The sequence below is a fragment of the Sorangiineae bacterium MSr12523 genome, from assembly GCA_037157775.1.
In the GTDB taxonomy this organism is placed as follows: domain Bacteria; phylum Myxococcota_A; class Polyangia; order Polyangiales; family Polyangiaceae; genus Pendulispora; species Pendulispora brunnea.
On record CP089982.1, the window covers coordinates 3,731,811 to 3,753,753 of the forward strand.

The following is a 21,943-nucleotide window of genomic DNA, read 5'->3' on the forward strand; positions in this document are numbered from 1 at the left end:
CACGTTGACCCTTCTGGTCGGAGACGGGCCGGAGACGCTGGATCCGATCCTCGTTGGAAACAAATTCGCCCGTCTCGAGCGCATGCGCCGCGCGGGAATGCGCGTTCCCGATTTGTTCTGCATTCCGGCGGCCGTCTTCGATGCGGCGCTCGCCCTCGTGCGCGTGTCGCAACCGCCGCTTTCGGCGGATCCGGGCGAACGGCAGGCCTGGTGCCTCGCCATGGCCAAAGGATTGCGCGAGTTGACCATTCCTGCGGACTGGGCCGAGCCGCTGCTGGCCGCGTTCGATACCCGATTCGGCAAGGGCGCACGGGTGGCCGTGCGCGCGTGTGTGGTGCCCGATCCTGTCGCCGAACGTGATGGACATGCCGCCGCCGAAGACAGCGAAAGCGATCCGTTCGCCGGAATGAGCGACAGCTTTCTCTACGTCACGCGTGACCAGTTGCTCCGTCGCATCGCGGAGTGTTGGGCGTCGGCGTTCACCGAGCGCGCCGTCCAATACCGCGTATGGCGCGGCCTCGATCCGACGCGTGCGCGCGTGGCCGTGGGCGTTCAGCACATGGTCGAGGGCACCCGCTCGTTCGTCGCCTTCACGCGGGACCCTCGCAATGGAGACCGGTGCGTCGTCATTGCAGCGGCGCACGGCATCGGCGAAGGCGTAGTGCAGGAGAAGGCCGACGTCGACCACTTCTTCGTCAGCGAAAACGGCGTCGAGTCGGAGCTCGTCATCAAGCGGCGCATGGTCGGTCGTCCGCGCGACGGGGGTGGGGGAGAGCTCTCGATCCTCCCCGTGCCAAGGGAGCTCGCGGAGGCGCCGGTTCTCACGGAGGCCGAGGCCGGGCACGTCGCCGTTCTGTCGCGTCAGGTCGAGTCGTTCTTCCAAGGCCCGCAAGACATCGAGGGCACGATCACCCCGGACGGCGTCATCCACCTCGTGCAATCGCGTCCGATGGTGGTGGCCAAGCGCGGGGCGTCGAAGCGACTCTATTGGTGCAATCACAACATCACCGAGAGCTATCCCGGCATCTCTGGGGCACTGACGTATTCCCAGGCCCAGGAGTTCTACCGCCGTGCCTTTGGAGATCTGTACGGTCGCATGGGCGTCCCCCAGCGCACGATCGATGCCAACAAGCACCGTCTGGAGCAGATGGTGGCCTTCTTGAATGGCCGCATCTACTACCGCCTGGATGCATGGCAGGCCCTTCACGGGCAAATGCCCATTTTCGAATTGGTTCGCCCCTTGTGGGAGGAGGCCATGGGCATCGTCGGCCCCGCGCGGGAAGAGCCGCGTTGGTCCAAGGCGCGCGCGCTCGCGGCCCTTCCGGGTGCGATGGCCCGCATGCTCCGCCATCCATACCAGGTTCGCGCATTCCTTCGCTGGTGGGACGAGCTCATGGACGGAGCGGGCGATCTCTCCGGGCGGACCCCGGAGGAACTGATCGCGTTCTACCGAAGCGTGTGGGCACAAGTTTCGGTGCGGTGGGGCGTCACGCTCACCAATTCCGTTTATCTCTTGCTCGAGCTTTTGGCCCTTCGCTACCTGTTGGGAAAATGGACCAAGGCCGATCGCCGCCTGCTCGTGGGGCTTCTGATCGGAGGCCCCCCGAATCGCTCGCTTCGGGCCGTACGAGGAGCCATCGCCCTGGCGGAGCAATTTGCCCAGGAGCCTCGCCTGAAAGCGGCCATTCTCGATCGATCCGTCGCGTCGAATCGTCTTTGGGACGATTTGATGACCGAGCGTTACGGCGCATCGGTCAAGCAAGCCCTCGAAGAGTACCTCGCGAAGTTCGGTGACCGTGCCCTGCACGATTTGAAATTGGAAGAGCCCACCCCGCGGCAGCAGCCGTGGATGCTGCTCGAGACGATTCGACCTTACGTCGAGCAAAAGCTGACGGTCGCGCAGGTGGAGGCCGACGAACGGCGCAGTGCGGCCCAGGCGCGTGAAGAGCTGGCGCAACTTTGCCCGGGTCCGGTGCGGCGGATGGTGTTGCGCGGGGTGGCCGCCGGCGCACGCAAATTCATTCGCATGCGCGAAGATACGCGCTTCTGTCGGACCCAGCTCTATGGGCTTTCCCGCGAAATTCTCTGGTCCCTTGGCGATGCGTTGGCGAAGGCAGGACGACTCGACAGCCGCACCGACGTGCACGACTTGACCATTTCGGAAGTGCTCGGGGCCTTCGACGGCACTTTGGCGGGCTCCGATCTCCGCGGGCTCGTGGCGCTGCGCCGATCCGAGCGCGAGAAATACGCAAACCGCGCACCGAGCGACGTCCTCTTGGAGACCGAGGCCGACGTCCCGCTCGCGAGCGCCCTCGAGCGCGCGAGTGCGGTTGGAACTCCCGCCATCGGCGGCGCATTGCATGGCCTGGGCTCCTCGGCCGGCGTCGTGCGGGCGCGCGCCAAGCTGGTTCTCGAGCCCAACGTCACGGCCGATGCGTGCCAAGGATCCATCCTGGTCGCACGTGAAACCGATCCGGGGTGGCTGTTTCTCATGATGGCCGCAAAGGGCCTGGTCGTCGAGCGCGGCACGCTCCTGTCCCATACGGCCATCACGGGGCGTTTGCTCGGAATACCCACCATCGTTGCGGTGCCCGATGCGACCAAGCGCATCCCCGACGGTGCCATGATTGAAATCGACGGCGGGACGGGCACCGTCCGCGTCATCGAAAGCCCTCCTTCCGCACCATGACTGCCTGCCCTCATTTCCCATTCGCCGACCGACCCGGGATGGCGCTGGACTCGGAGTACCTCCAGTGCTTTCGCGAGCAGCCGCTCGTGCCCGTTCAATTGAGCAATGGCCGGCAAGCCCTGTTGGTCACCCGGCACGCCGACGTGAAGCGCGTCCTTTCCGATCCGCGATTCAGTCGCGAGGCATGGGCGGGGGGAACCCTGATGGCCAGGGACTCCAAGTCGCTGGCCTTGGCCACCAGCGACGCGCCCGTTCACACGCGGCGCCGCCGCGCCGTGCAGGCCGCCTTTGCTCCGCGGCAAGCAGAGATGGACCGCTCGCGCATCGAGGCACTGACCGAGGAGCTTCTCGACGCCGTGGAGGCGGCCGGCTCCCCCGTGGACCTGATTGCCACGTTCACGTTGCCGCTGCCCTACTCGTTCACCTGCGAAATGCTCGGCATACCCAAAAGCGATATCCCGCTACTGCACCCGTGGGTGGACGTGATGATGTCGGCCGGTCTCTTCTCGCGGGAGGAAATCGCCGAAGCGCAGCGCAAGATGTTCGGCTACTTCAATGAACATCTGCGTATCAAGCGAGAGCTCCTTGCGGCTGGTGCGCCGGCCGACGATCTCCTGACCAAGCTCCTCGCCATGAGCGGCGAGGATCGGCTCACCGATGAAGAGCTCGTGGTGATGGGATTCGGGCTGATGATTGCCGGTGGCGAGACCACCATGAATCATCTCGCCCTGGCCATTTACCACTTGCTCCGCCACCCGGAGTTGGCCGCTCGTCTGCGCCAAGATCCGGCGCGCATCCCCTCCACCGTAGAAGAACTGCTGCGCTGGGTTTGGTTCAACGCCACCGGTGGGCAGCCACACGTCGCATTGGAAGCCGTCGACTTGCCGGGAGGCCGCATCGAAGCCGGCCAAGTCGTGATTCCGCTCATGGATTCCGCAAACCGCGATCCCGCCGTGTTTGGCCACGATGCATTCGATCCCGACCGTGCGCCGAATCCGCATTTGGGCTTCGGACACGGCAGGCACATGTGCCTCGGCGCGTCCCATGCTCGCGCGGAGCTTCAAATTGCGCTTGCCGCGCTCCTGCGTCGCTTTCCTAACTTGGAGCTCGCGGTTCCAGAGGAAAAGCTCGAATGGCGCTCCGGTATGTTCATTCGGGGCTTGTGGAAGCTTCCCGTGAGGTGGAGCAAATGATCGCGCGGATTGGACGTTACGTGGCGGGGAGTTACCCGCCCATCATGTCGGTGCTCTTCGCCATGGCGTGGACGTACGGCGTGAGTGGCCTTTTCGCGGTCGTCGACCATCAAGGCCCGTCCCATTGGCGTCCGAACATGGGCACTGCCCTCTCGGCCATCACGCTCATGTTGGACCTTTTGTTGATGCGTGTGATCGACGACATCCGTGATCTGGAATACGACCGGGTGCACGATCCAAAGCGGCCGCTCGTGCGAGGTGTCGTCCGGATTTCCGATTTGGCCGTTCTGTATGCGGTCTTGTCCGCGATCATCGTCGTACTCAATTGGAAGCACGCGGGCCTGGGAATCATCGCCGGCCAGCTCGTTTATGCGCTGATCGTGTTGTTCGTGTACCAGCGTTTCCGTTGGCCCAACGGCGACAACTTGCTGCTCACGCTGCTCGTGAGTTGCCCTGCGCAACTCCTGGTCCACGGCTATCTCTATGCGGGCTACCTGCAGGCGGCAGGGCATTCGGCGGACGCGTACGGATTCTTGGCCATCGCCATTGTATTCATCGCCACCATTCATCTCGAGGCTGCGAAGAAGATCGTCCGCATTCCTCGTCCCGGTGAGCGCACGTACGTGAACATCTTCGGTCTCGACGGCACCGTGCGCATTGCCATGTTGTGTCCATTCGTGTCGGTGGCGCTGCTCTTGGTCGGCGCAGCGTCGCCGTGGTCCGTGGCCCGGCTGCTGCTGGTGCTGGCGCCGCTGGCCCTTCCCCTCGTGGCGTTTCGCGAATTCCGCCGGCCCAACGAGCGCTGGCCCGCCAAGTACGCTGCGCTCTACGTTCTGTCGGCCTTCGGTGCTTTCGCGTGCACGGGCGCGTTTGCGGGCGGTCTCGGGGGGGGCCGATGACGTTGCCTGCGATTCTATTGCTCGGCGGCAGCGGCTTCGTGGGCCGCGCGCTTTTGCGGGAGTTCGCCCGCGTCCCGGAGGGCGCGGTGCGTGTCCGCGCGCTCTTGCGCCGTATGGATGCCGTGCCCGATCATCCCTTTTTGGAAAAGGTCAGCGGCGACATCGAGCATCCCCCGGCGGATCTCGAACCGACGCAGCCGTACGTGCTGGTGCACTTCGCGGTCAAGCAGATGGACAAGGACGGCAGCGGATATCTCGGCACCAACGTGCACGCGACCGCGGCACTGCTCGAGCGATTGGGCCCGAGGCTTCGCGGAATCATCTATGCGAGCTCCATGTCCGTCTATGGCCAAGGCGAGCAAGATGGCATCGACGAGTCGGCCCCGCCGAGCCCCGACACAGCGCTCGCACGAAGCCGTCGCCTCGCCGAGGAGCACATCGAGGCGTACGCACGGCGCGCCCGCGTACCGTCCGTGCTGCTTCGTCCGCGATTCGTCATCGGCGAGGGCGACCGATTCGTCATGCCGGCGTTCGCGCAACTCGCGGCCAAGAACATCCAGGTGGGCTCGGGCTCCCAGCGCTATTCGGTCATCGACGTCGACGATTATGCGCGCATCATCGTGCGCTTGACCGAGCATCTCGCCCAAGCGCACCAGGAAGGGAACCCATTCCACGTCCCGCTCCACGTGGGTTACGCGCGTCCGGTGACCTTTGCCCAGATCACCGATGCATTGCGAGACCAGGCCGTGCGACGCGGGCTCCGCTGGCGTATCCCCGTTTCACCGCGCGCCTTGCGCTTGTTGCGGCGCGTGCCGTCGCCACGCGCAACGCAGATGGCCACTCGCCTGGAGCTGCTCGGTCTCTCCCACTGGGGCAATACGACCGCGCTCGAAACCCGGGTCGGTAATGACATCGTCGGAAAAGATCCATCGAGCGTCCTTCTCCGCGCCGCGTGTTTCGTGCGCTGAGTCTCTTGATTACAAGTGAAGGTGCGAGGCGCGGGTCAGCAGGCCGGCCTGAAATGCGCCGGCCAGTGCCACGGCGGCGCCCACGGCGAGGGCGGCGATTCCCCCAATGAGGCATACCTTGGCGGTCTGCGTCGCCGAACCGAGCAGCTCGTCACGCGACTTCGTCGAGAGGATCAAGCTGCGCCATTCGGGCGCTGCGATCGAATGCGTCGCCGTCACCCCGCACGCGTAAAGCTGCGGCACGAGCGGTAGCACCGTCTCGCGAACCTCGAACCTGGCTCCGCTGGGGACCGAGGACGTCGATATGCGGTAGTCGCCAAATACGAGCTCCGACGTAAACATCCCCGGTTCTTTGATCTCGCTATAGGAAGTCGTTTCGAAATCGCCGCCTCGGGTTGCATCGATCCACACGGGGCCGCTGCCATCATCGACGGCGAAGTGCGCGGTCTGCTGGATTCCGGCGAGCGTCTGACTCCGCTCTTGGTCTCCCTCCTTCCACCGCGCCTCCGCGCTGATGCTGTAGTGGAGGCAACCTGTACGCGTGACCGGTGAAGACAGCGGCTGCTGACAGAAGACGCTCCCTTGTACGCTAATGGCACCGTTCGATGCCGCCACCTGCGCGCCGCGCTGGGCGGCATCGCCGGTGCGCACGAGGGGGGCGCCGGAAACTCGCCCTGCCTTCATCTTTTCGAACAGGCCAATTCCGAGCGCCACGATTCCAAGGAGCAGCACGCCAACACCGACGATGAGCAACATGAGCTTTCACCTCCCGCATTTCGCATCTGCTCGTGACGTATCACGACCAAAAGGCGGAATGCGAACGGCAGGTCGGCGCCTACGGGGCGGTACTCCAAAATTCGCGACGTCGCGACGATGAGCTATCTCGACAGCGTGTACCGCCGGGGCGCAGCGAAACGGTTCACTGTACCGCTAGATCCGGTACACGATGTACCCGTGATGTCGCTCTTATCGGGAAATCGCGATATCCGAGGGGGCGTGGTGTCTGGCACGCGCATTGTTAGGAGATGACAATATGAATAACACCACGGGATGTACCCTGTTTTTAGGAATGCTCGGACTCGTCATGACCCTCGGTGGATGCACCGCAGAGTCGACGGACGGGAACGAGGCACAGTTGAGTGACGCACAGCAGGGGGAAAGTGCTCATTCAGTGAAATGGGTAATCGAAGGCTCCAACGAAGTGCTGGACGTTGCCCCAGCCGCCGTCGACATGGTTTCATGTACCGAGTCATTTCGAAATAGCTGCAACGGAACCATATTGTACGTGACCCCCAATGGTAACTGCGTAAAGGCTACCGCGGATAGTTGCCAACGTCGAAACCACACTTGGACGGGGTTCGTACAATGGGGACCGGGCGAATGTGGAGGCGATATTTCGAACAACGACGGTAACCTTATCTGCATCAATTAGCGCATTTCGCCGCGGCGCGAGCTGTTTTTCCGGTGGGTCAGTACAGGCCGGCGCGGATCATCGCGGCCGTGCTCTCGAGGCTCCGCACCCCGCGCACGCACTCGCGCAGAAGGCGCAGCACCTCGCTGTCACGGTGCTCGCTCCAACGATGACGTGTCTCGTCGACCTTCGGCGGCGGCGCCTCCTGCGGTCCTGCGCCCTGCTCGATGACGTAGTCCGCCATGGCCGCCGAGGTGGTGATGGAGTAGAAGGTCGCCGGCTTGAATGGGATGCCGAACACGGTTTCGGCCCTGCGTGCGAGACGGATGTACTTGAGCGAGTCGAGGCCGAGCTGCCGAAACGGCCGATCGGCCTCGAGCTCGCGAGCGGCCTCGCCGAGCTCGGGCACGAGTACTTGCTCTTTGAGCATGGCCACCACCTGCTCCTGCGGGGACATTGCAGCGGTGGTGGGGGGAGGTTCGGCGAGGATCTTCCCGATGAGCCCTGAGAGAACCTTGCCCTCGCCGAGCTCCGTGAAACGCGAGACGCCGGCTTCACGCAAGTACCGAATGCTCTCCGACCATCGTACCGGCGCGGTGATCTGTTCGGCCAAGAGGGATCGGAGCGTATCCTTCGTGTAAGGCCGCGCGGTGACGTTGGAGATAACCGGCCTCGACAGCTCGCTGAAGTCGACCGATGCGAGGTGCGACTGGAACGCATCGCGCGCAGCCTTCATGTGTGCCGAGTGAAAGGCGCCGCTGGTTCGTAGCGCCACGAAGGCCTTCACGCCGTCCACCTTTTCGAAGATGGGCCTGAGGCGCGCTAGCCCGTCGCGCGGCCCCGAAAGCACGAACTCGTAGGGCGCGTTGTAGTTCGCAATGGTGACTCCCTCGGCGGCATGCTGATCGAGGACGTCGGTGATGGCCTTTTCGACGGCTCCGACGACGGCGGCCATTCCACCGCCATCCAACTTGGCCATGAGCGCGGCCCGCCGTTGGACGAGCTTCAAACCCGTTTCGAAGTCGAAGGCACCGGCGGCAAGGAGCGCATTGTACTCGCCCAAACTATGGCCCGCGAAGTAGTCCGGAGGCTCGGGGTTTCGTTCCAGTTCTTGGAGATGATGGAGCGCATTGACGACGTAGATGGCTGGCTGGGCAAACTCGGTTTGCAGGAGGCGACGATCGGGATCCTCCACGCACAGCGTTTCAATCGAGTGCCCCAGGATGGCGTCGGCTCGCTCGACCAGCGGTCGAAATCGGTCGAATAGGCCCTTGCCCATCCCTTTTTTCTGGCTGCCCTGGCTCGGAAAAACGCAAGCGCGCATCAGGGAGCTCCGTTCGTCGAACCGCGCGCCCATGAAGGCTGCTCGATGAGTTGCACCACGGCGCACGTCCAGGTAAAGCCGGCGCCCACGCCCATCAGGAGGCAATGGTCGCCGGGCTTCAATGCATTCGTTTCCACGAGGTGGCCGAAGCCAGCAACCTGATCGCCGGCCCCGATGTGGCCGAGTTTGCGTCCCCATGCCCAGGTCGTCGCGGACTCCGCGATGTCGAGGGCCATGAAGTATTCGCGCTGCAGCACGAGCCGGCCGGCGTGGGGAATGACGAAGCGGGCCACGTCGCGGAACGTGATTCCTGCATCGCGCAGAGCTTGATCCACCGAGTTTCTCAGCCCGGTCCGGAACTTTCGGGTGAACTCGTCGAGCTCCACGTCTCCGAGGTATTGCAGCTTGCGCAGGCGGAGATCGACGGGGACCTTGGGATCGTTGAAGGTCGTAAACGGGGCATTGCCGCGATGCAGACGCTCGAGGCTAGGGTCCGACACGGTGACGGTGCTGAGGACTCGCGCAAACCCGCCGCGCTGGCTGAGGATCATCGCCGTGGCACCATCGGAGGGGACCGTGCCGATATCGCACTTCCAGCGGTCGATGACCGGCAGGCAGCATTTGTCGGCGGTGGTCACCAGCGCCGCACTCCGCTCCGGCGAGCTTTGGAGGTAGCACGCGGCGAGCTCCATCGACGTCATGGATCCGTTGCATTGATTCTTCACCTCCAGAGCGAGCGCCGAGTGCGTGCCCAGCGCTTCGCGATGGATGTACGACGCCGTGGTGTAGAGCTCCAGCCCCTGGAAATAGAGGCTCGCGTGCAGAATCAGCGAAACGTCCTCGGGCCGGATGCCCGAGCGAGCGAGCGCGCTTCGGGCTGCGGTGACCGCCATGTCCGGTGGCGTCTCGGTCGTGGCCTCGCAGACCGACTCCAACCCCGTATCCTCCGCCTCCTGCGGATCGTAGCGGCCGTCCGCCACCGCATCTTCGACGCGGGTCAACGGCGGGAGGTACGTGCCAATGCCGGCGATGAATAGGCGCTCGATCTTCACGGGATGCTCCTTCGGTACGTGGGCAGGAAATTACAGAGTGGTAAGTAAAAGGCCGGCGACGGCATTCGGTGTGGGGTAGTCGAAGGCCAAGGTGGCCGGTAAGGTGATCTCCGCTCGGCGGGAAAGGCGATTGCGCAACTCGACCATGGTCAGCGAGTCGAGACCCTGCGCTCGCAGCGCCTTGTCGGGTGGCACGGCGTCGGGACCGGAGAGGCCGAGCACCGCGGCAACCTCGTGCCGAACCATCTCGAGGAGCTGTGGCAAACGCTCGGACTCGGGCAGAGTCGCCATGGCGTCGCGCAGCGAGGCTGCTTTCGGGGCACTCTTCGCAGGCGCTCGCCGTCGCGGTTGCACGAGCGTGCGCAGCATCGAGGGTGCCTCGGCATCGCCGAGGGCGTGCTCGAGCGCGCCGAGCTCGAGCCGCACGGGGACCAGATTGGCCTCGGGGCGCGCGAGTGCCGCGTCGAGGAGGCGCAGTCCTTCCTCGAGCGAGAGCGCACCGATGCCCTGGCGGCGCAGCCGGCCCAGATCGGCCTTGCCGAGGTGCGCGGTCATACCGACCCCCGCCTGCTCCCACAGTCCCCACGCGAGGCTTTGGCCTACGAGGCCGCGTCGCTGCCGTTGTGCGGCCATCGCGTCGAGGAAGGCGTTGGCCGCGGCGTAACTGCCCTGGCCTGCGGTACCAAGAACCCCGGCCACCGAGGAAAAGAGCACGAACGCCGAAAGATTCATGCCCTCGGTCAGCTCGTCGAGGTGCAGCGCGCCCGCGACCTTGGGCGACATCACGCGGGCGAGTCTCCCGACATCGATGCCTTGGACGAGCCCGTCGTCGAGGACACCGGCCAAGTGGAAGATGCCTGTCCAGGGATGGGAAGAATCGACGCCCGCGAGCAGCGCGGCCACCTCCGCTCGTTGCGCCACGTCGCAGGTCGCGATGCGGACGCCGAGGGCGCCCGCCGCTTCGAGATCGCGCGCGAGAGCTTCGGCGTGAGGGGCATTGGCTCCCCGGCGCGAGGTGAGCACCACGTGACGCACGCCGTGTACGCGCACCAAGTGCAAGGCGAGTGCGCGTCCCAACTCGCCCGTACCGCCGGTGATGAGCACCGTTCCGTCGGGGTCGAGGGGGCGCGGCGCGGACACGTCCGCTTTGACCGGGATCAGGCGGGGGATCCGCGCGCTGCCAGCCCGCAGCACGACTTCCACTTCGCGGGTGGCGAGGGCTCGCTCGAGGAGCGCGGGATCCGATGGCGCTTCGGGATCGAGATCGATCGCGCGAATCACGCGCTCGGGTTGCTCGGCGCGCGCGGTGCGGAGCAGGCCCCAGAGAGCACTCGTACGGAGCCCGCCACGCGTCACCCATACGAGCTCGGTGTCTCGGAGCTGCGGATCCGCGAGTACGCGCTGGAGCGAGGTCAGGGCATCGACCGTGATGCGTTGGGTCGCCTCGAGGGTGTCGGCCTCGTCGAACGAGGAGGTTACGTCCATCACGAGTCGCTTGGGCGATGCAGCGCCCGACTCGAGCGCCGCCGGATCGGCGAGCTGCAGCGGCTGGAAATCGATGGCATAAAGGTGTTTCGAATCGAGCGCCTTGGTCTCGACGCGAGCCCGCTGCAGCGTAATGCCGCCCACGCGCGCCACCGGCACACCGGCGCCGTCGGCCAGCCACATCGTTGCGCGTGCGGTGTCCTCGCCGTGTTCGAGCTCGGCGCGGACACGCAACTCGGCGGCGCCCGTCGCATACACGGCGACGTCGCTCCAGACGAAGGGGAGGAGAGGGGCCGTCGCGGTCGCGTCCCCATCGAGCAGTCCTGCGACGAGCACGTGCAGCGCCGCATCGAGGAGGGCCGGATGAAGGTGGTATTCGCCCGCGGCACCGCGGACCGACTCGGGCAGGCGCACGTACCCGTAAAGCACGTCGCCGCGCCGTCCCAACTCGGTGAGCCCTTGAAAGGCGGGGCCGTAATCCAGGCCACGGGCACGCGCGCTCGGGTAAAAGTCGTCGAGATTGCGGGCCTCCACGCCCGAGATGGGCCAGGTGCGAAGCTCCTCGAAGCCTGCATCGGTGGCCGCGTCCGTGCGTTCCTCGAGCTGGCCGCTGGCGTGATGCCGCCACGCCTTGGGATCCGGCGTACCTTCGAGCTGGCTGTAGAGCGCAAACGGACGCCGCCCCCGAGCATCGGGTGCGCCCGCCGTGGCCTGCAGACGGACCGCGGCCTCGGACAGGGCGAGAGGTTCGAGCAGGGTCAATTCGGCGATGCGCTTCGCCCCAACGGTCTGCGCCGCCGACAGCGCGAGGTCGAGGAGCCCAGCGCCGGGCACGAGCACGTCGTCCAAGGCGACATGGTCCCGCAGCCAGGGTTGTTCGCGGAGCGAGAGGCGGCCGGTGAACAGGTGCTCGTCGCGGCCGGCGAGGGCGGTGGCCGCGCCCAGCCATGGATGGCGTGTTGGAACCAATCCGGCAGCTTGCATGCTCTCGCGCGGCCGGGGAGCCTCGAGCCAGAGGTGCTGGCGCTGGAAGGCGTAGGTGGGCAGGTCGATGGAGCGCGCGGCGAGGGGCTCGAAGGCGCGGGGCCAATCGACGCCGTAGCCTTGTACGTGCAGTTCCGCGAGGGCACGCCAGAGTCGTTCGAGCCCACCCTGCTCGCGGTGCAGGCTACCCACCACCACGGCTCCGCGTTCCGAGCCGGCATCGGTCAGGGCCATCGACAGCACGGGGTGCGGGCTCACCTCGACGAAGACATCGTGCCCATCGTCGAGCAGACGGCCGAGGGCCCGGTCCATGCGCACCGGCTCGCGCAGGTTCTTGCACCAGTAGCTGCCATCGAGCTCGCGGCCCGAAACCGCTTCGCCCGTGACGCTGGAATAAAACGGCATACGAGCGCCAAGCGGGGCGATGCCGGCGAGCTCCTCCCGCAACCGCGGCATCAGCGCGTCCATGTGGGCGCTGTGCGAGGCGTAATCGACGTTGATCCTGCGGGAGAAGACGTCGGTATCCGCAAGCGTCCGTAAAAGCTGCTCGACGGCCTCCACGTCGCCCGCGACGACGGTGGAGCTCTTGGTGTTGACCACCGCGATTGAGAGAGCTTCGCCATAAGGAGCAATCAGGTCGCGGACGTGCTCGACGGGGCGCTCGACGAGGGCCATGGCCCCAGGGCGGGCGGATTCGCGGACGGCATGGCTGCGTGCCGCGACGATGCGGGCGCCTTGTTCGACGGAGAGCGCGCCGCAGACGACGGCCGCGGCGACCTCGCCTTGGCTGTGGCCCACGACGGCGTCTGGGCGCAATCCGAGCGCCTCCCAGGCGGCGGCAAGGCCGACATACATGGCGAAGAGCGCGGGCTGGACCCGATCGACGCGTTCGAGATCGTCGTCGTCGCGCAAAAGGTCGAGGACGGACCAACCGGTGAGAGGCCGAAGAGCGCGGTCGCAAGCGTCGATGGCAAGGCGAAAGGCGGTGGACTGCTCGAGCAAGGCCTTACCCATGCCGCGCCACTGAGCGCCTTGACCCGGGAAGACGAAGACGACCTTGTGGCGAGGAGAGGCCGTGCCTTCGACGACCGCGGGGTGTGCGCGCCCTTCGGCGAGCGCATGAAGCGCTTCCACCGCCTCCGCCACCGAGCGAACCGTCACCGCCGCGCGCGCCTCGAAATGCGTGCGGTACTTGGCGGCCGTGTGCACGACGTCGAGCCAGCGGGCGTCGGTGTGCTGGGCCGCCCACCCCATCCAGCGACGTGCTTGCGCCCGAAGCGCACGGAGATCCGTGCCCGAGAGCAGCAACGGGTAGGCTGCTTGGTTTGCCGTCTCGCCGAGAGGTTCGACATTCCGCGATGGCGCCTCCTCCAGGATCGCGTGTGCGTTGGTGCCACTGATGCCGAACGCGCTCACACCCGCTCGCCGCGGGCGCTCGCCGCGGGGCCATGGCCGCGCGTCGTGCAGCAGGGCGAGTCCGCTGCCGGCCCACGGCACGTGCGGGCTCGGCTCCTCCGCGTGCAACGTCTTGGGCAACCGGCCGCGCTCCAGCGCCAGCACCATCTTGATAACGCCAAGGATGCCGGCGGCCGCCTGCGCATGGCCAAGGTTGGACTTGGCCGACCCGAGGTAGAGCGGACGGGCGGCATCGCGTCCGGGGCCAAAAACCTCGGCGAGGGCGCCTGCCTCGATGGGATCGCCGAGCACAGTCCCGGTGCCGTGGGCCTCGACGGCGTCGACGTCCGCCGGGGCGAGCCGTGCGTCGGCGAGGGCATCGCGCAGCACGCGCTGCTGCGCCAAGCCGTTGGGAGCGGTCAAGCCCTGGCTCCTGCCGTCTTGGTTGATGGCCGTGCCGCGCACCAGGGCCAGGATCCGATGGCCATCGCGCTCTGCGCACGAGAGTCGTTCGAGTACCAGCACGCCGCAACCCTCGGCCCAGCTCGTACCGTCGGCCTTCGCGGAGAAGCTCTTGCAGCGACCGTCGGAGGCGAGCCCTTTGAGTCGGCTGAACTCGATGAACATCTGCGGGGTGCTCATGACGGTGACGCCACCCACGAGCGCGCGATCGCACTCACCGCGGCGCAGCGCGGCGGCGGCGACGTGCAACGCCACGAGCGACGCGCTGCACGCCGTATCGATCGTGAGCGCCGGGCCCTCCAACCCCAGGGTGTAGGCGATTCGACCCGAGATCACGCTCGAGGCATTGCCGGTGAGTTGGTAGCCGTCGATGGCGTCGGCGTTCCACCGGCGCCCGGTATCGTAGTCCGAGCTCATCGCGCCGACGTAGACGCCGGTCTTGCTGCCGCGCAGTGCCTCGGGCACGAGGTTGGCGCGCTCGAGCGCCTCCCACGTCAGCTCCAGCAAAAGACGCTGCTGTGGGTCCATCGACTGGGCCTCGCGCGGGCTGATGCCGAAAAACGCCGCGTCGAATCCTTCGACTTCGCGCACGAAGCCACCTTCGCGCGTGACGTGGGCGTCCCACGCCAATCCGTCGAGATCGCCCCAGCGCGCCGGGAAGGGGCCAATGACGTCGCGACCTGCGTCGAGTACGTCCCAGAAGCCCTCGGCATCCTCGATCCCTCCCGGCAGGCGGCAGGCCATCGCCACGATGGCCACGGGATCGTCCCCGTTCGTGCTCGGGACGCGCCGCTTGCGCAGCGGACGGGCGACGTTGGGGACCGCCGCATTGCCTGCGCGTTCGAGCAAGAGTCCGGCGATGGCGCGCGGGGTCGGGTAATCGAACGCCATGGCCGCCGGTAGCGTGACGCCACTGCGTGCCACGAGCCGATTGCGCAGCTCCACGACGGTCAGCGAATCGAAACCCTGCGCGCGCAAGACCCTGTCCGCCGCCATCCGGCTTGGGTCCGGCAGGCCGAGCACGGCGGCCGCTTCGGCCTGCACGAGGCCAACCAGCCAGGGGAGACGTTCGGATTCGGGCAGCGCTAAGAGTTGCTCCCGCAGAGCGGGACCGCCCGCGGACGCGGTGTCTTCTTCGACGTCGGTGTCGAGCCAGAGGTGCTGGCGCTGGAAGGCGTAGGTGGGCAGGTCGATGGAGCGCGCGGCGAGGGGCTCGAAGGCGCGGGGCCAATCGACGGAGTAGCCTTGCACGTGCAGTTCCGCGAGGGCACGCCAGAGTCGTTCGAGCCCACCCTGCTCGCGGTGCAGGCTGCCCACCACCACGGCTCCGCGTTCCGAGCCGGCATCGGTCAGGGCCATCGACAGCACGGGGTGCGGGCTCACCTCGACGAAGACATCGTGCCCATCGTCGAGCAGACGGCCGAGGGCCCGGTCCATGCGCACCGGCTCGCGCAGGTTCTTGCACCAGTAGCTGCCATCGAGCTCGCGGCCCGAAACCGCTTCGCCCGTGACGCTGGAATAAAACGGGATCCGAGCGCCGAGCGGGGCGATGCCGGCGAGCTCGTCCCGCAATCGCGGCATCAGCGCGTCCATGTGGGCGCTGTGCGAGGCGTAATCGACGTTGATCCTGCGGGAGAAGACGTCGGTATCCGCAAGCGTCCGTAAAAGCTGCTCGACGGCGTCCACGTCGCCCGCGACGACGGTGGAGCTCTTGGTGTTGACCACCGCGATCGAGAGAGCGTCCCCATAAGGAGCAATCAGGTCGCGGACGTGCTCGACGGGTCGCTCGACGAGGGCCATGGCCCCGGGGCGGCCGGATTCGCGGACGGCATGGCTGCGTGCCGCGACGATGCGGGCGCCTTGTTCGATGGAGAGCGCGCCGCAGACGACGGCCGCGGCGACCTCGCCTTGGCTATGCCCCACGACGGCGTCTGGGCGCAATCCGAACGCCTCCCAGGCGGCGGCCAGGCCGACATACATGGCGAAGAGCGCGGGCTGGACCCGATCGACGCGTTCGAGATCGTCGTCGTCGTCGCGCAAAAGGTCGAGGACGGACCAACCGGTGAGAGGCCGAAGAGCGCGATCGCACGCGTCGATGGCAAGGCGAAAGGCGGTGGACTGCTCGAGCAAGGCCTTACCCATGCCGCGCCACTGAGCGCCTTGACCCGGGAAGACGAAGACGACCTTGTGGCGAGGAGAGGCCGTGCCTTCGACGACCGCGGGGTGTGCGCGCCCTTCGGCGAGCGCATGAAGCGCTTCCACCGCCTCCGCCGCCGAGCGCACCGTCACCGCCGCGCGCGCCTCGAAGTGCGCCCGCGCCGTTGCGAGCGAGTAGGCGACATCGGCGAGTCCCACGTCAGGCTTGCACCGCAGGTGTTCGGCGAGCCGCGCAGCATTTCGTGCGCGCGCCTCGCGGCTCGTTCCCGAGATGACCAGGGAGACCGGCCGCGAATCGCTTGCCGGTCGCATCGGCACCTGGGCGGGCGGCGGCGCCTCCGCCAGGGCAACGTGCGCATTGGTCCCCGCAAAGCCGAAGCTGCTGACGCCCGCGAACCGACGTCCGTCCGATGGCCATGCCCGGCGCTCCGTCACGACCTCGAGCTTGTGGGCCACGAAATCGATACCCGGACGAGGCGTTTGGAAATGAAGACTCGGTGGAAGCTCACCATGATGCAGCGACAGCGCCACCTTGAGCAGGCCCACGATGCCCGACGCCGGTTCGAGGTGTCCGAAGTTCGTCTTGGCCGATCCGATGCAGAGCGGCGTGGAGCGCCCTTCCGCGAAAACCGCACCCAGCGCGGAGGCTTCGATCGGATCGCCGACCGGCGTGCCCGTGCCGTGCGCTTCGACATAGGCCACGTCACGCGGCGAGATCCCTGCATCGTGCCATGCGGCCCTCACCACCTCGGCCTGGGCGTCGGCACTCGGCGCGGTCAGTCCGTTCGACGCGCCATCGTTGTTGACCGCACTGCCGCGCACCACCGCGTAAATGCGATCGCCCGCGGCCAGTGCATCGGACAGCCTGCGCAACACCACGATTCCGCAGCCTTCGCCGCGCACGTAGCCTTGCCCGTCGGCATCGAAGGCGCGGCAGCGCCCGTCCGGGCTCTGCGTGCCGAGCTTGCTCATCGCCACCGACGCGTGCGGGTGCAACATGAGGTTGACCCCACCGGCCAGCGCGAGATCCGACTCACCTTGGCGCAGGGACTGCACCGCGAGGTGCACCGCCACCAGGGACGAGCTCGAGGAGGTCGCGACCGTCATCGAAGGGCCACGCAATCCCAGCGCATAGGCGATGCGCCCGGGGATGACCGAATTGTCCCAGCCCGTCGCGGAATGCACGCGTATCGCGGTCGCATCTCCGCCGGTCAATAGATGGTACTCCTGCCACATCGCCCCGACGAAGACGCCGGTGCGCGAGCCCGCGAGGCTCGTCAGCGGGATCCTTGCATCTTCCAGCGCGGCGCACGCGACCTCCAGCGCGATGCGCTGCTGAGGGTCCATCTGCTTGGCCTCGGTCTTCGAAATGCGAAAGAAATCCGCATCGAATCCGGCGACGTCATCGAGAAATGCGCCCCATCGGGTCGACATTTTTCCGGGTGCTTGCGCGTCGGCATCGACCCATTCCGAAGCATTCCACCGGCCAGGCGGCACTTCCCGGACCGCGTCGATGCGCTCGCATAGCGCGCGCCACAGTGCATCGGGTGTATCGAGCCAGGGCGGCAGCCGGCAGCCAATGCCCACGATGGCGATGGGAATGCTGGATTCGTCTCTAGCGTGCATCGAATTCTTTCGCGGAATAGAGCTCTTCACAGACTTGGGTAATCGCCCGGAGTGGCCCGTCTTCGTACAAAATCGTCATATGATTGGTCGCGTCGATATCGAGCATTCGAAGCTTGGGCATCTCCCGCTGCCAATCTTGCCAATAATTCACCCGATCGAGCGAAAACGTCTCGCCCCGTACCGTGAAGTACGAAGCCAGCGCGCCGAAAAACGAACCGCGCGCATTACGGAAGTACGTGCACTCGACATCGTTCGGACGGACGAGTGGTGCAATGACGTAATGGCCGACGCCATAGGCGACTTGGACGTCGACATTTCGCTGGATGAATTCGACGATCGCAGCGTGAGGCATGGACAGCCCCCGCTGGACGCCGAGGCGGGCAAGTGCCTGGACGAATTCGTCTTGGTCCAGCGAATCGTCGATTTCGTTTTGGTGAATCAGCCGACGAGACACCTTCGCGAGGTCTTTCCCATCGGCAGGCCAGAGCAGAATATTGGCAACTTGCAGCGCTGCGTTCTTCGACAAGGCGTGCCCGCGGGCATTCGATTTCGCGCCGCCGGTCGGATCGGGCGAATCCACCATGACCAATGTGCTCACATCGTGTCCACGAAGCTGCAGCTGCCTCGTGATCTCGTAGGAAATGATTCCCCCCAAGCAGAAGCCCCCAACGTCATAGGGACCATCTTTTTGGACGGATTGAATGATATCGATGTAATACGATGCCATCTCCGGGATACCCTCGATGGGAGCATCCTTGGTCATGAAGCCTCGGGCCTGGATGGCATAGAAAGGTCGCCCGCTCCTCTCGGCGATCGTTCGAAACGTCTCCACGCCGCCCAGCCCTCCGTGGATCCAGAACACGGGGCGTCCGGAGGTGACGCGGTTCAAATGCACCAGCTCCGGGTAGGAGCTCAGGGTTCCCGTCCAGCGCGCTCCGTCTCGGGCGACGCTCGCCATGCGCGAGATGACGTCGTCCAGGCTGTGGTGCGCCTGCAGCCACGCCGGCTGAAAGCTCGGAAATGCGCTCCGGACATGGCCCAGCATGGCCACGAGCAGCAGCGAATTCATCCCGTAATGCTCGAGGGGCTTCGTTCGATCGATGGCACCGGCATCGAGCCCGAGCACCGATGCCGTGAGGCTCACGATGAACCATTCCGGGCTCGCCGCGACATCGCCCTTCGAGGCGGCCGGTGTGGGCACCGCGCGCGGGGGTATGCTCCGCATCGAGGCGCCTTGCCAGCAATTCACGCGCTTGAAGGGATACGTCGGCAAGGGCACCCGTGTCCTGCGGGCCCCCGCATGGAGGACGCTCCAGTCGACCTCCGCCCCCGCGACCCAATCTTTGGCCATCGCGCCTTCCGCCCCCGCGCCGTACGACACGGGCTCGCCGGCCAAACGCGCCGAGAGCCGCTCGATCACCTCCGCCGGCGTGGATCCGACCACCGCCGCGCGAACGTCCATGGCTTCGCGCCCCCGCTGCAGCGTGTAGGCGACATCGGCCAAGTCCACGTCCCGACCGTCGTTCAGCCATGCCAGCAGCAGCTGGATGCGCTCCTGGAGCCCGGATTCGTCCTTGGCGGAGAGCGGAAGGATCTGCAGGGTCGGCGAGGTGACGCCGGCCCTCGGCGGGGCATGCTCTTCGAGCACCACGTGGGCGTTGACGCCGCCGATGCCGAAGCTGTTGATGCTGGCCCGGCGCGGCTGCGCGCGGCCATCCGCGGTGATGGGAGCCGGCCATGGCATCGTCTCCGTGGCCATGCGAAGGCGACTACCGGCAAGCGAGATGTTGGGATGGAGACGCCCGAAGCAGGGAATCGCGGGGATCGTGCCATGTCGAAGCGCGAGCACCACTTTCATCAGCGCAGCGAGACCGGAAAACACCTCGGTGTGCCCGATGCACGGCTTGAGCGTGCCCACGTAGATGGGGGACGATCCGTTTGCCGAATAGCTCGCGTGGAGCGCAGCGATCTCCGTGCTGTCGGCGATGGGCGCGCTCATCCCGTGCGCTTCGATGTACGAGACCGTGCCGGGGTCGACTCCCGCCTCGCGGTACGCTTGCGCGATGGCCGCCTTCATGCCGCGAACGTTGGGCGCCGTGAACGACACCCCTTTGCCGCCGTGGCCGACGCCGGTTCCGCGGACGATGGCGTAGATGAAATCGCCGTCGTCGATGGCCCGTCGCACGGGCTTGATCAGGATGGCGCCGGCGCCCTCGCCCCGAACGGTGCCTTCGGCGTCTTCCTGAAACGGGCGCACCTTGCCGCGCTTGCTCAGCATACCGGCCGATTGAAGCTCGGCGAACCCCGAGGGAGACGCGATCAGATTGATGCCGCCCACGATGGCTTGGGCGCATTCCCCGAGCCGGATCGATTGGATGGCCCGATGCAGCGCCACGAGCGAAGAAGAGCACGTCGTCTCGCAATGCTCGCTGGGCCCGTGCAAATTCAACGCATACGAGATGCGGTTGGGGATCATCGACGGTGACGGGGCGCTGAGGACATTCGGCGCGCCGCCGAGCGCCGGGCCCTCGTGCTGGTACTCGCTCGAGCCCGCGGCGATGAAGACACCCGTCGAGCTCTGGCCGAGTTCCCTCGGTGTGTAGCCGGCGTCCTCGAGGACGTTCCACGCGGCCATCAGCATCAGGCGCTGCTCCGGCGTCATCTGCCGGGCCTCGGTCATCGAAATACCGAAGAACAGAGGATCGAACTCGTGGACCCCCGTCAGAAACCCGCCCCACATCGTGTCGGTGCTTTCACCTTCGCGGCATCCGGCGGCCCAGTCCTCGCGATCCATCGGCGGCGTGGTGAGGGTGCTCTGGCCCCGTGCGACGACGTGCCAGAAGGCCTCGATGTCCGAGGCCTGGGGAAACCGGCCGCTCATTCCGATGATGGCATATCCCTCGGAGGCCAGAGGGAGCTCTCGTTCGGGGACGCTCGAGACCACGGTGGCGGACGCGATGTGCTCCCGAAGCGCGTCGACGGTGTTGTGTTCGAACATCACCGTAATATCGAGATCGGTGCCCAATACCTCGTTGATGCTTCGCGTGAGTTGGACCGCCAGAATCGAATCGAGACCGTACGTCGAAAACGGCTCATCGAAGCGAATGCGCTCCCGATCGATGCGCAGCGCCTTGGCCAACTCCGATGCAATCGTCTGCTCGATACCGTCTTTCAACGTACTCCGCGAAGCAACGCCATTCGCGATCGTGGCCGCCGTCGTCGGCGGGACCGCTCGGGAATTCTCGGGCCGCTCCACCCGGCCGTCGCCTTCGGCCAGGATGATTTGCTGCCCCAATTCCGCCGCATCGAGGCAGGGGAAGACCACCCCCGTGTATCCCTCGGCCTCGAGTGCCCGGCGCCAGTTTTCGATCGAAAGCCCGGGGCATCCGGTGAGCCGCAGCTCCGCATCCTCGTAGAGCCACCATCCTTCGAGCAAACCGAACGTCAGATGGTTGACCAGGTTGTTGGCCGTAAGCTCGTTCAGCAGCAAGAGGCCGCGCTTCGCGAGGAGCGATTGCGTATTTCGCAGCGTACGCCGGATGTTCCTGGTGGCGTGCAGCACGTTGGCCGCGATGACGATGTCGTAAGCCCCGGCATCGATTCCCTGCTCGCGCACCGAGTTTTCGATATTCAGAATGCGAAATGTCAAAAAGCGATTCGCCGGCCCGTAAGACTGCTCCGCATGATTCAAAAAGGCTTTGGAGATATCCGTATAACAATACTCGCCGACCGGCAGCCCGCTTTCGCGGAGCGCCCGCAGAACGACGGTACTCGTGGCGCCGGTGCCGGCACCGATCTCGAGAATCCGCGGTGCCCGCTTATCCAGTTGCCGCAGGTGCTCGACGACCTTCGCCGCGAGGACGTCATTGAAGAACGCCGAGAGCGGAATGGTGTTGTATGCATTCTGCACCAACGTGAGGGACGAGTTCGGAAAGATGACCTCCGTGGCCGCCTTCTTTCCCGTGAGGATATCCGGCAACGCGCGGAGTGTGGCCTCGAGCAGGGTATGGGTCGCGGCCAAATCGGGGTTACGAAGCCAGCGGACCTTTTCCGTCTCCCAGCGGCGCCATAGCTCGCTCGCGGTCTCTTTGGGGGCACCGATCCGGGTGAAGTTCTCGCCGCGCCGAACGAGATAACCTTCGAGCTCGAACAGACGAGCGCACTCGCGAAACCAGCCGCTGTACATGGGAAGGACGGCGCTGGTCGAGGTGCGCGGCTCGAAGGCTCCCAGTGAATCCAGGTGCCACCAGGTGAGATCGATCAGCAGTCGCTTCATGATGGGTCTTTCGTCGACATTT

9 protein-coding genes are annotated in these 21,943 nt (G+C 66.0%); 4 read left to right on the forward strand and 5 right to left on the reverse strand.

Annotated elements, in window-relative coordinates; genetic code table 11:
• The first annotated feature begins 4 nt into the window (after positions 1–4).
• The 4 genes from LZC95_15120 to LZC95_15135 are packed head-to-tail and all read left to right on the forward strand — an operon-like array spanning position 5 to position 5,749.
• A complete protein-coding gene (locus tag LZC95_15120; protein WXA98162.1) occupies positions 5–2,689 on the forward strand; it encodes a hypothetical protein in 2,685 nt (894 codons plus the stop codon).
• A complete protein-coding gene (locus LZC95_15125) occupies positions 2,686–3,882 on the forward strand; it encodes a cytochrome P450 (protein ID WXA98163.1) in 1,197 nt (398 codons plus the stop codon). Before LZC95_15120 ends, LZC95_15125 begins: the two co-directional genes overlap by 4 nt.
• Entirely contained in the window at positions 3,879–4,781 is a 903-nt protein-coding gene (locus LZC95_15130) for a UbiA family prenyltransferase (protein WXA98164.1), read from the forward strand. The genes LZC95_15125 and LZC95_15130 overlap by 4 nt, the downstream gene beginning before the upstream one ends.
• Positions 4,778–5,749, forward strand: coding sequence for an NAD(P)-dependent oxidoreductase (locus LZC95_15135; GenBank protein WXA98165.1), 972 nt, complete (start codon positions 4,778–4,780; stop codon positions 5,747–5,749). Before LZC95_15130 ends, LZC95_15135 begins: the two co-directional genes overlap by 4 nt.
• A gap of 9 nt (positions 5,750–5,758) precedes the next feature.
• On the opposite strand, the gene LZC95_15140 is transcribed toward LZC95_15135, so the two are convergent.
• The 5 genes from LZC95_15140 to LZC95_15160 form a co-directional block, all read right to left on the reverse strand.
• On the reverse strand, positions 5,759–6,505 hold the full coding sequence (locus tag LZC95_15140) for an E3 ubiquitin ligase family protein (GenBank protein ID WXA98166.1): 747 nt from the start codon (positions 6,503–6,505) through the stop codon (positions 5,759–5,761).
• A 713-nt stretch (positions 6,506–7,218) separates the two neighbouring features.
• The gene (gene fabD, locus LZC95_15145) at positions 7,219–8,484 is read right to left on the reverse strand and encodes an ACP S-malonyltransferase (protein WXA98167.1); all 1,266 of its coding nucleotides are present in this window, start codon (positions 8,482–8,484) and stop codon (positions 7,219–7,221) included.
• On the reverse strand, positions 8,484–9,536 hold the full coding sequence (locus tag LZC95_15150; GenBank protein ID WXA98168.1) for a ketoacyl-ACP synthase III family protein: 1,053 nt from the start codon (positions 9,534–9,536) through the stop codon (positions 8,484–8,486). Before LZC95_15150 ends, fabD begins: the two co-directional genes overlap by 1 nt.
• A gap of 30 nt (positions 9,537–9,566) precedes the next feature.
• Positions 9,567–17,645 (reverse strand): type I polyketide synthase, encoded by an 8,079-nt coding sequence (locus LZC95_15155; protein WXA98169.1) that lies wholly within the window; start codon positions 17,643–17,645, stop codon positions 9,567–9,569.
• Positions 17,635–21,921: a thioesterase domain-containing protein gene (locus LZC95_15160; protein WXA98170.1), complete on the reverse strand. Its 4,287-nt coding sequence runs from the start codon at positions 21,919–21,921 to the stop codon at positions 17,635–17,637. Before LZC95_15160 ends, LZC95_15155 begins: the two co-directional genes overlap by 11 nt.
• Positions 21,922–21,943 lie beyond the last annotated feature (22 nt).

Bases quoted from the DNA above. Each gene is read 5' to 3' on its own strand.
- fabD (WXA98167.1), bottom strand. From the start codon at position 8,484: ATGCGCGCTTGCGTTTTTCCGAGCCAGGGCAGCCAGAAAAAAGGGATG.
- LZC95_15140 (WXA98166.1), bottom strand. From the start codon at position 6,505: ATGTTGCTCATCGTCGGTGTTGGCGTGCTGCTCCTTGGAATCGTGGCG.
- LZC95_15130 (WXA98164.1), top strand. From the start codon at position 3,879: ATGATCGCGCGGATTGGACGTTACGTGGCGGGGAGTTACCCGCCCATC.
- LZC95_15160 (WXA98170.1), bottom strand. From the start codon at position 21,921: ATGAAGCGACTGCTGATCGATCTCACCTGGTGGCACCTGGATTCACTG.
- LZC95_15125 (WXA98163.1), top strand. From the start codon at position 2,686: ATGACTGCCTGCCCTCATTTCCCATTCGCCGACCGACCCGGGATGGCG.
- LZC95_15155 (WXA98169.1), bottom strand. From the start codon at position 17,645: ATGCACGCTAGAGACGAATCCAGCATTCCCATCGCCATCGTGGGCATT.
- LZC95_15135 (WXA98165.1), top strand. From the start codon at position 4,778: ATGACGTTGCCTGCGATTCTATTGCTCGGCGGCAGCGGCTTCGTGGGC.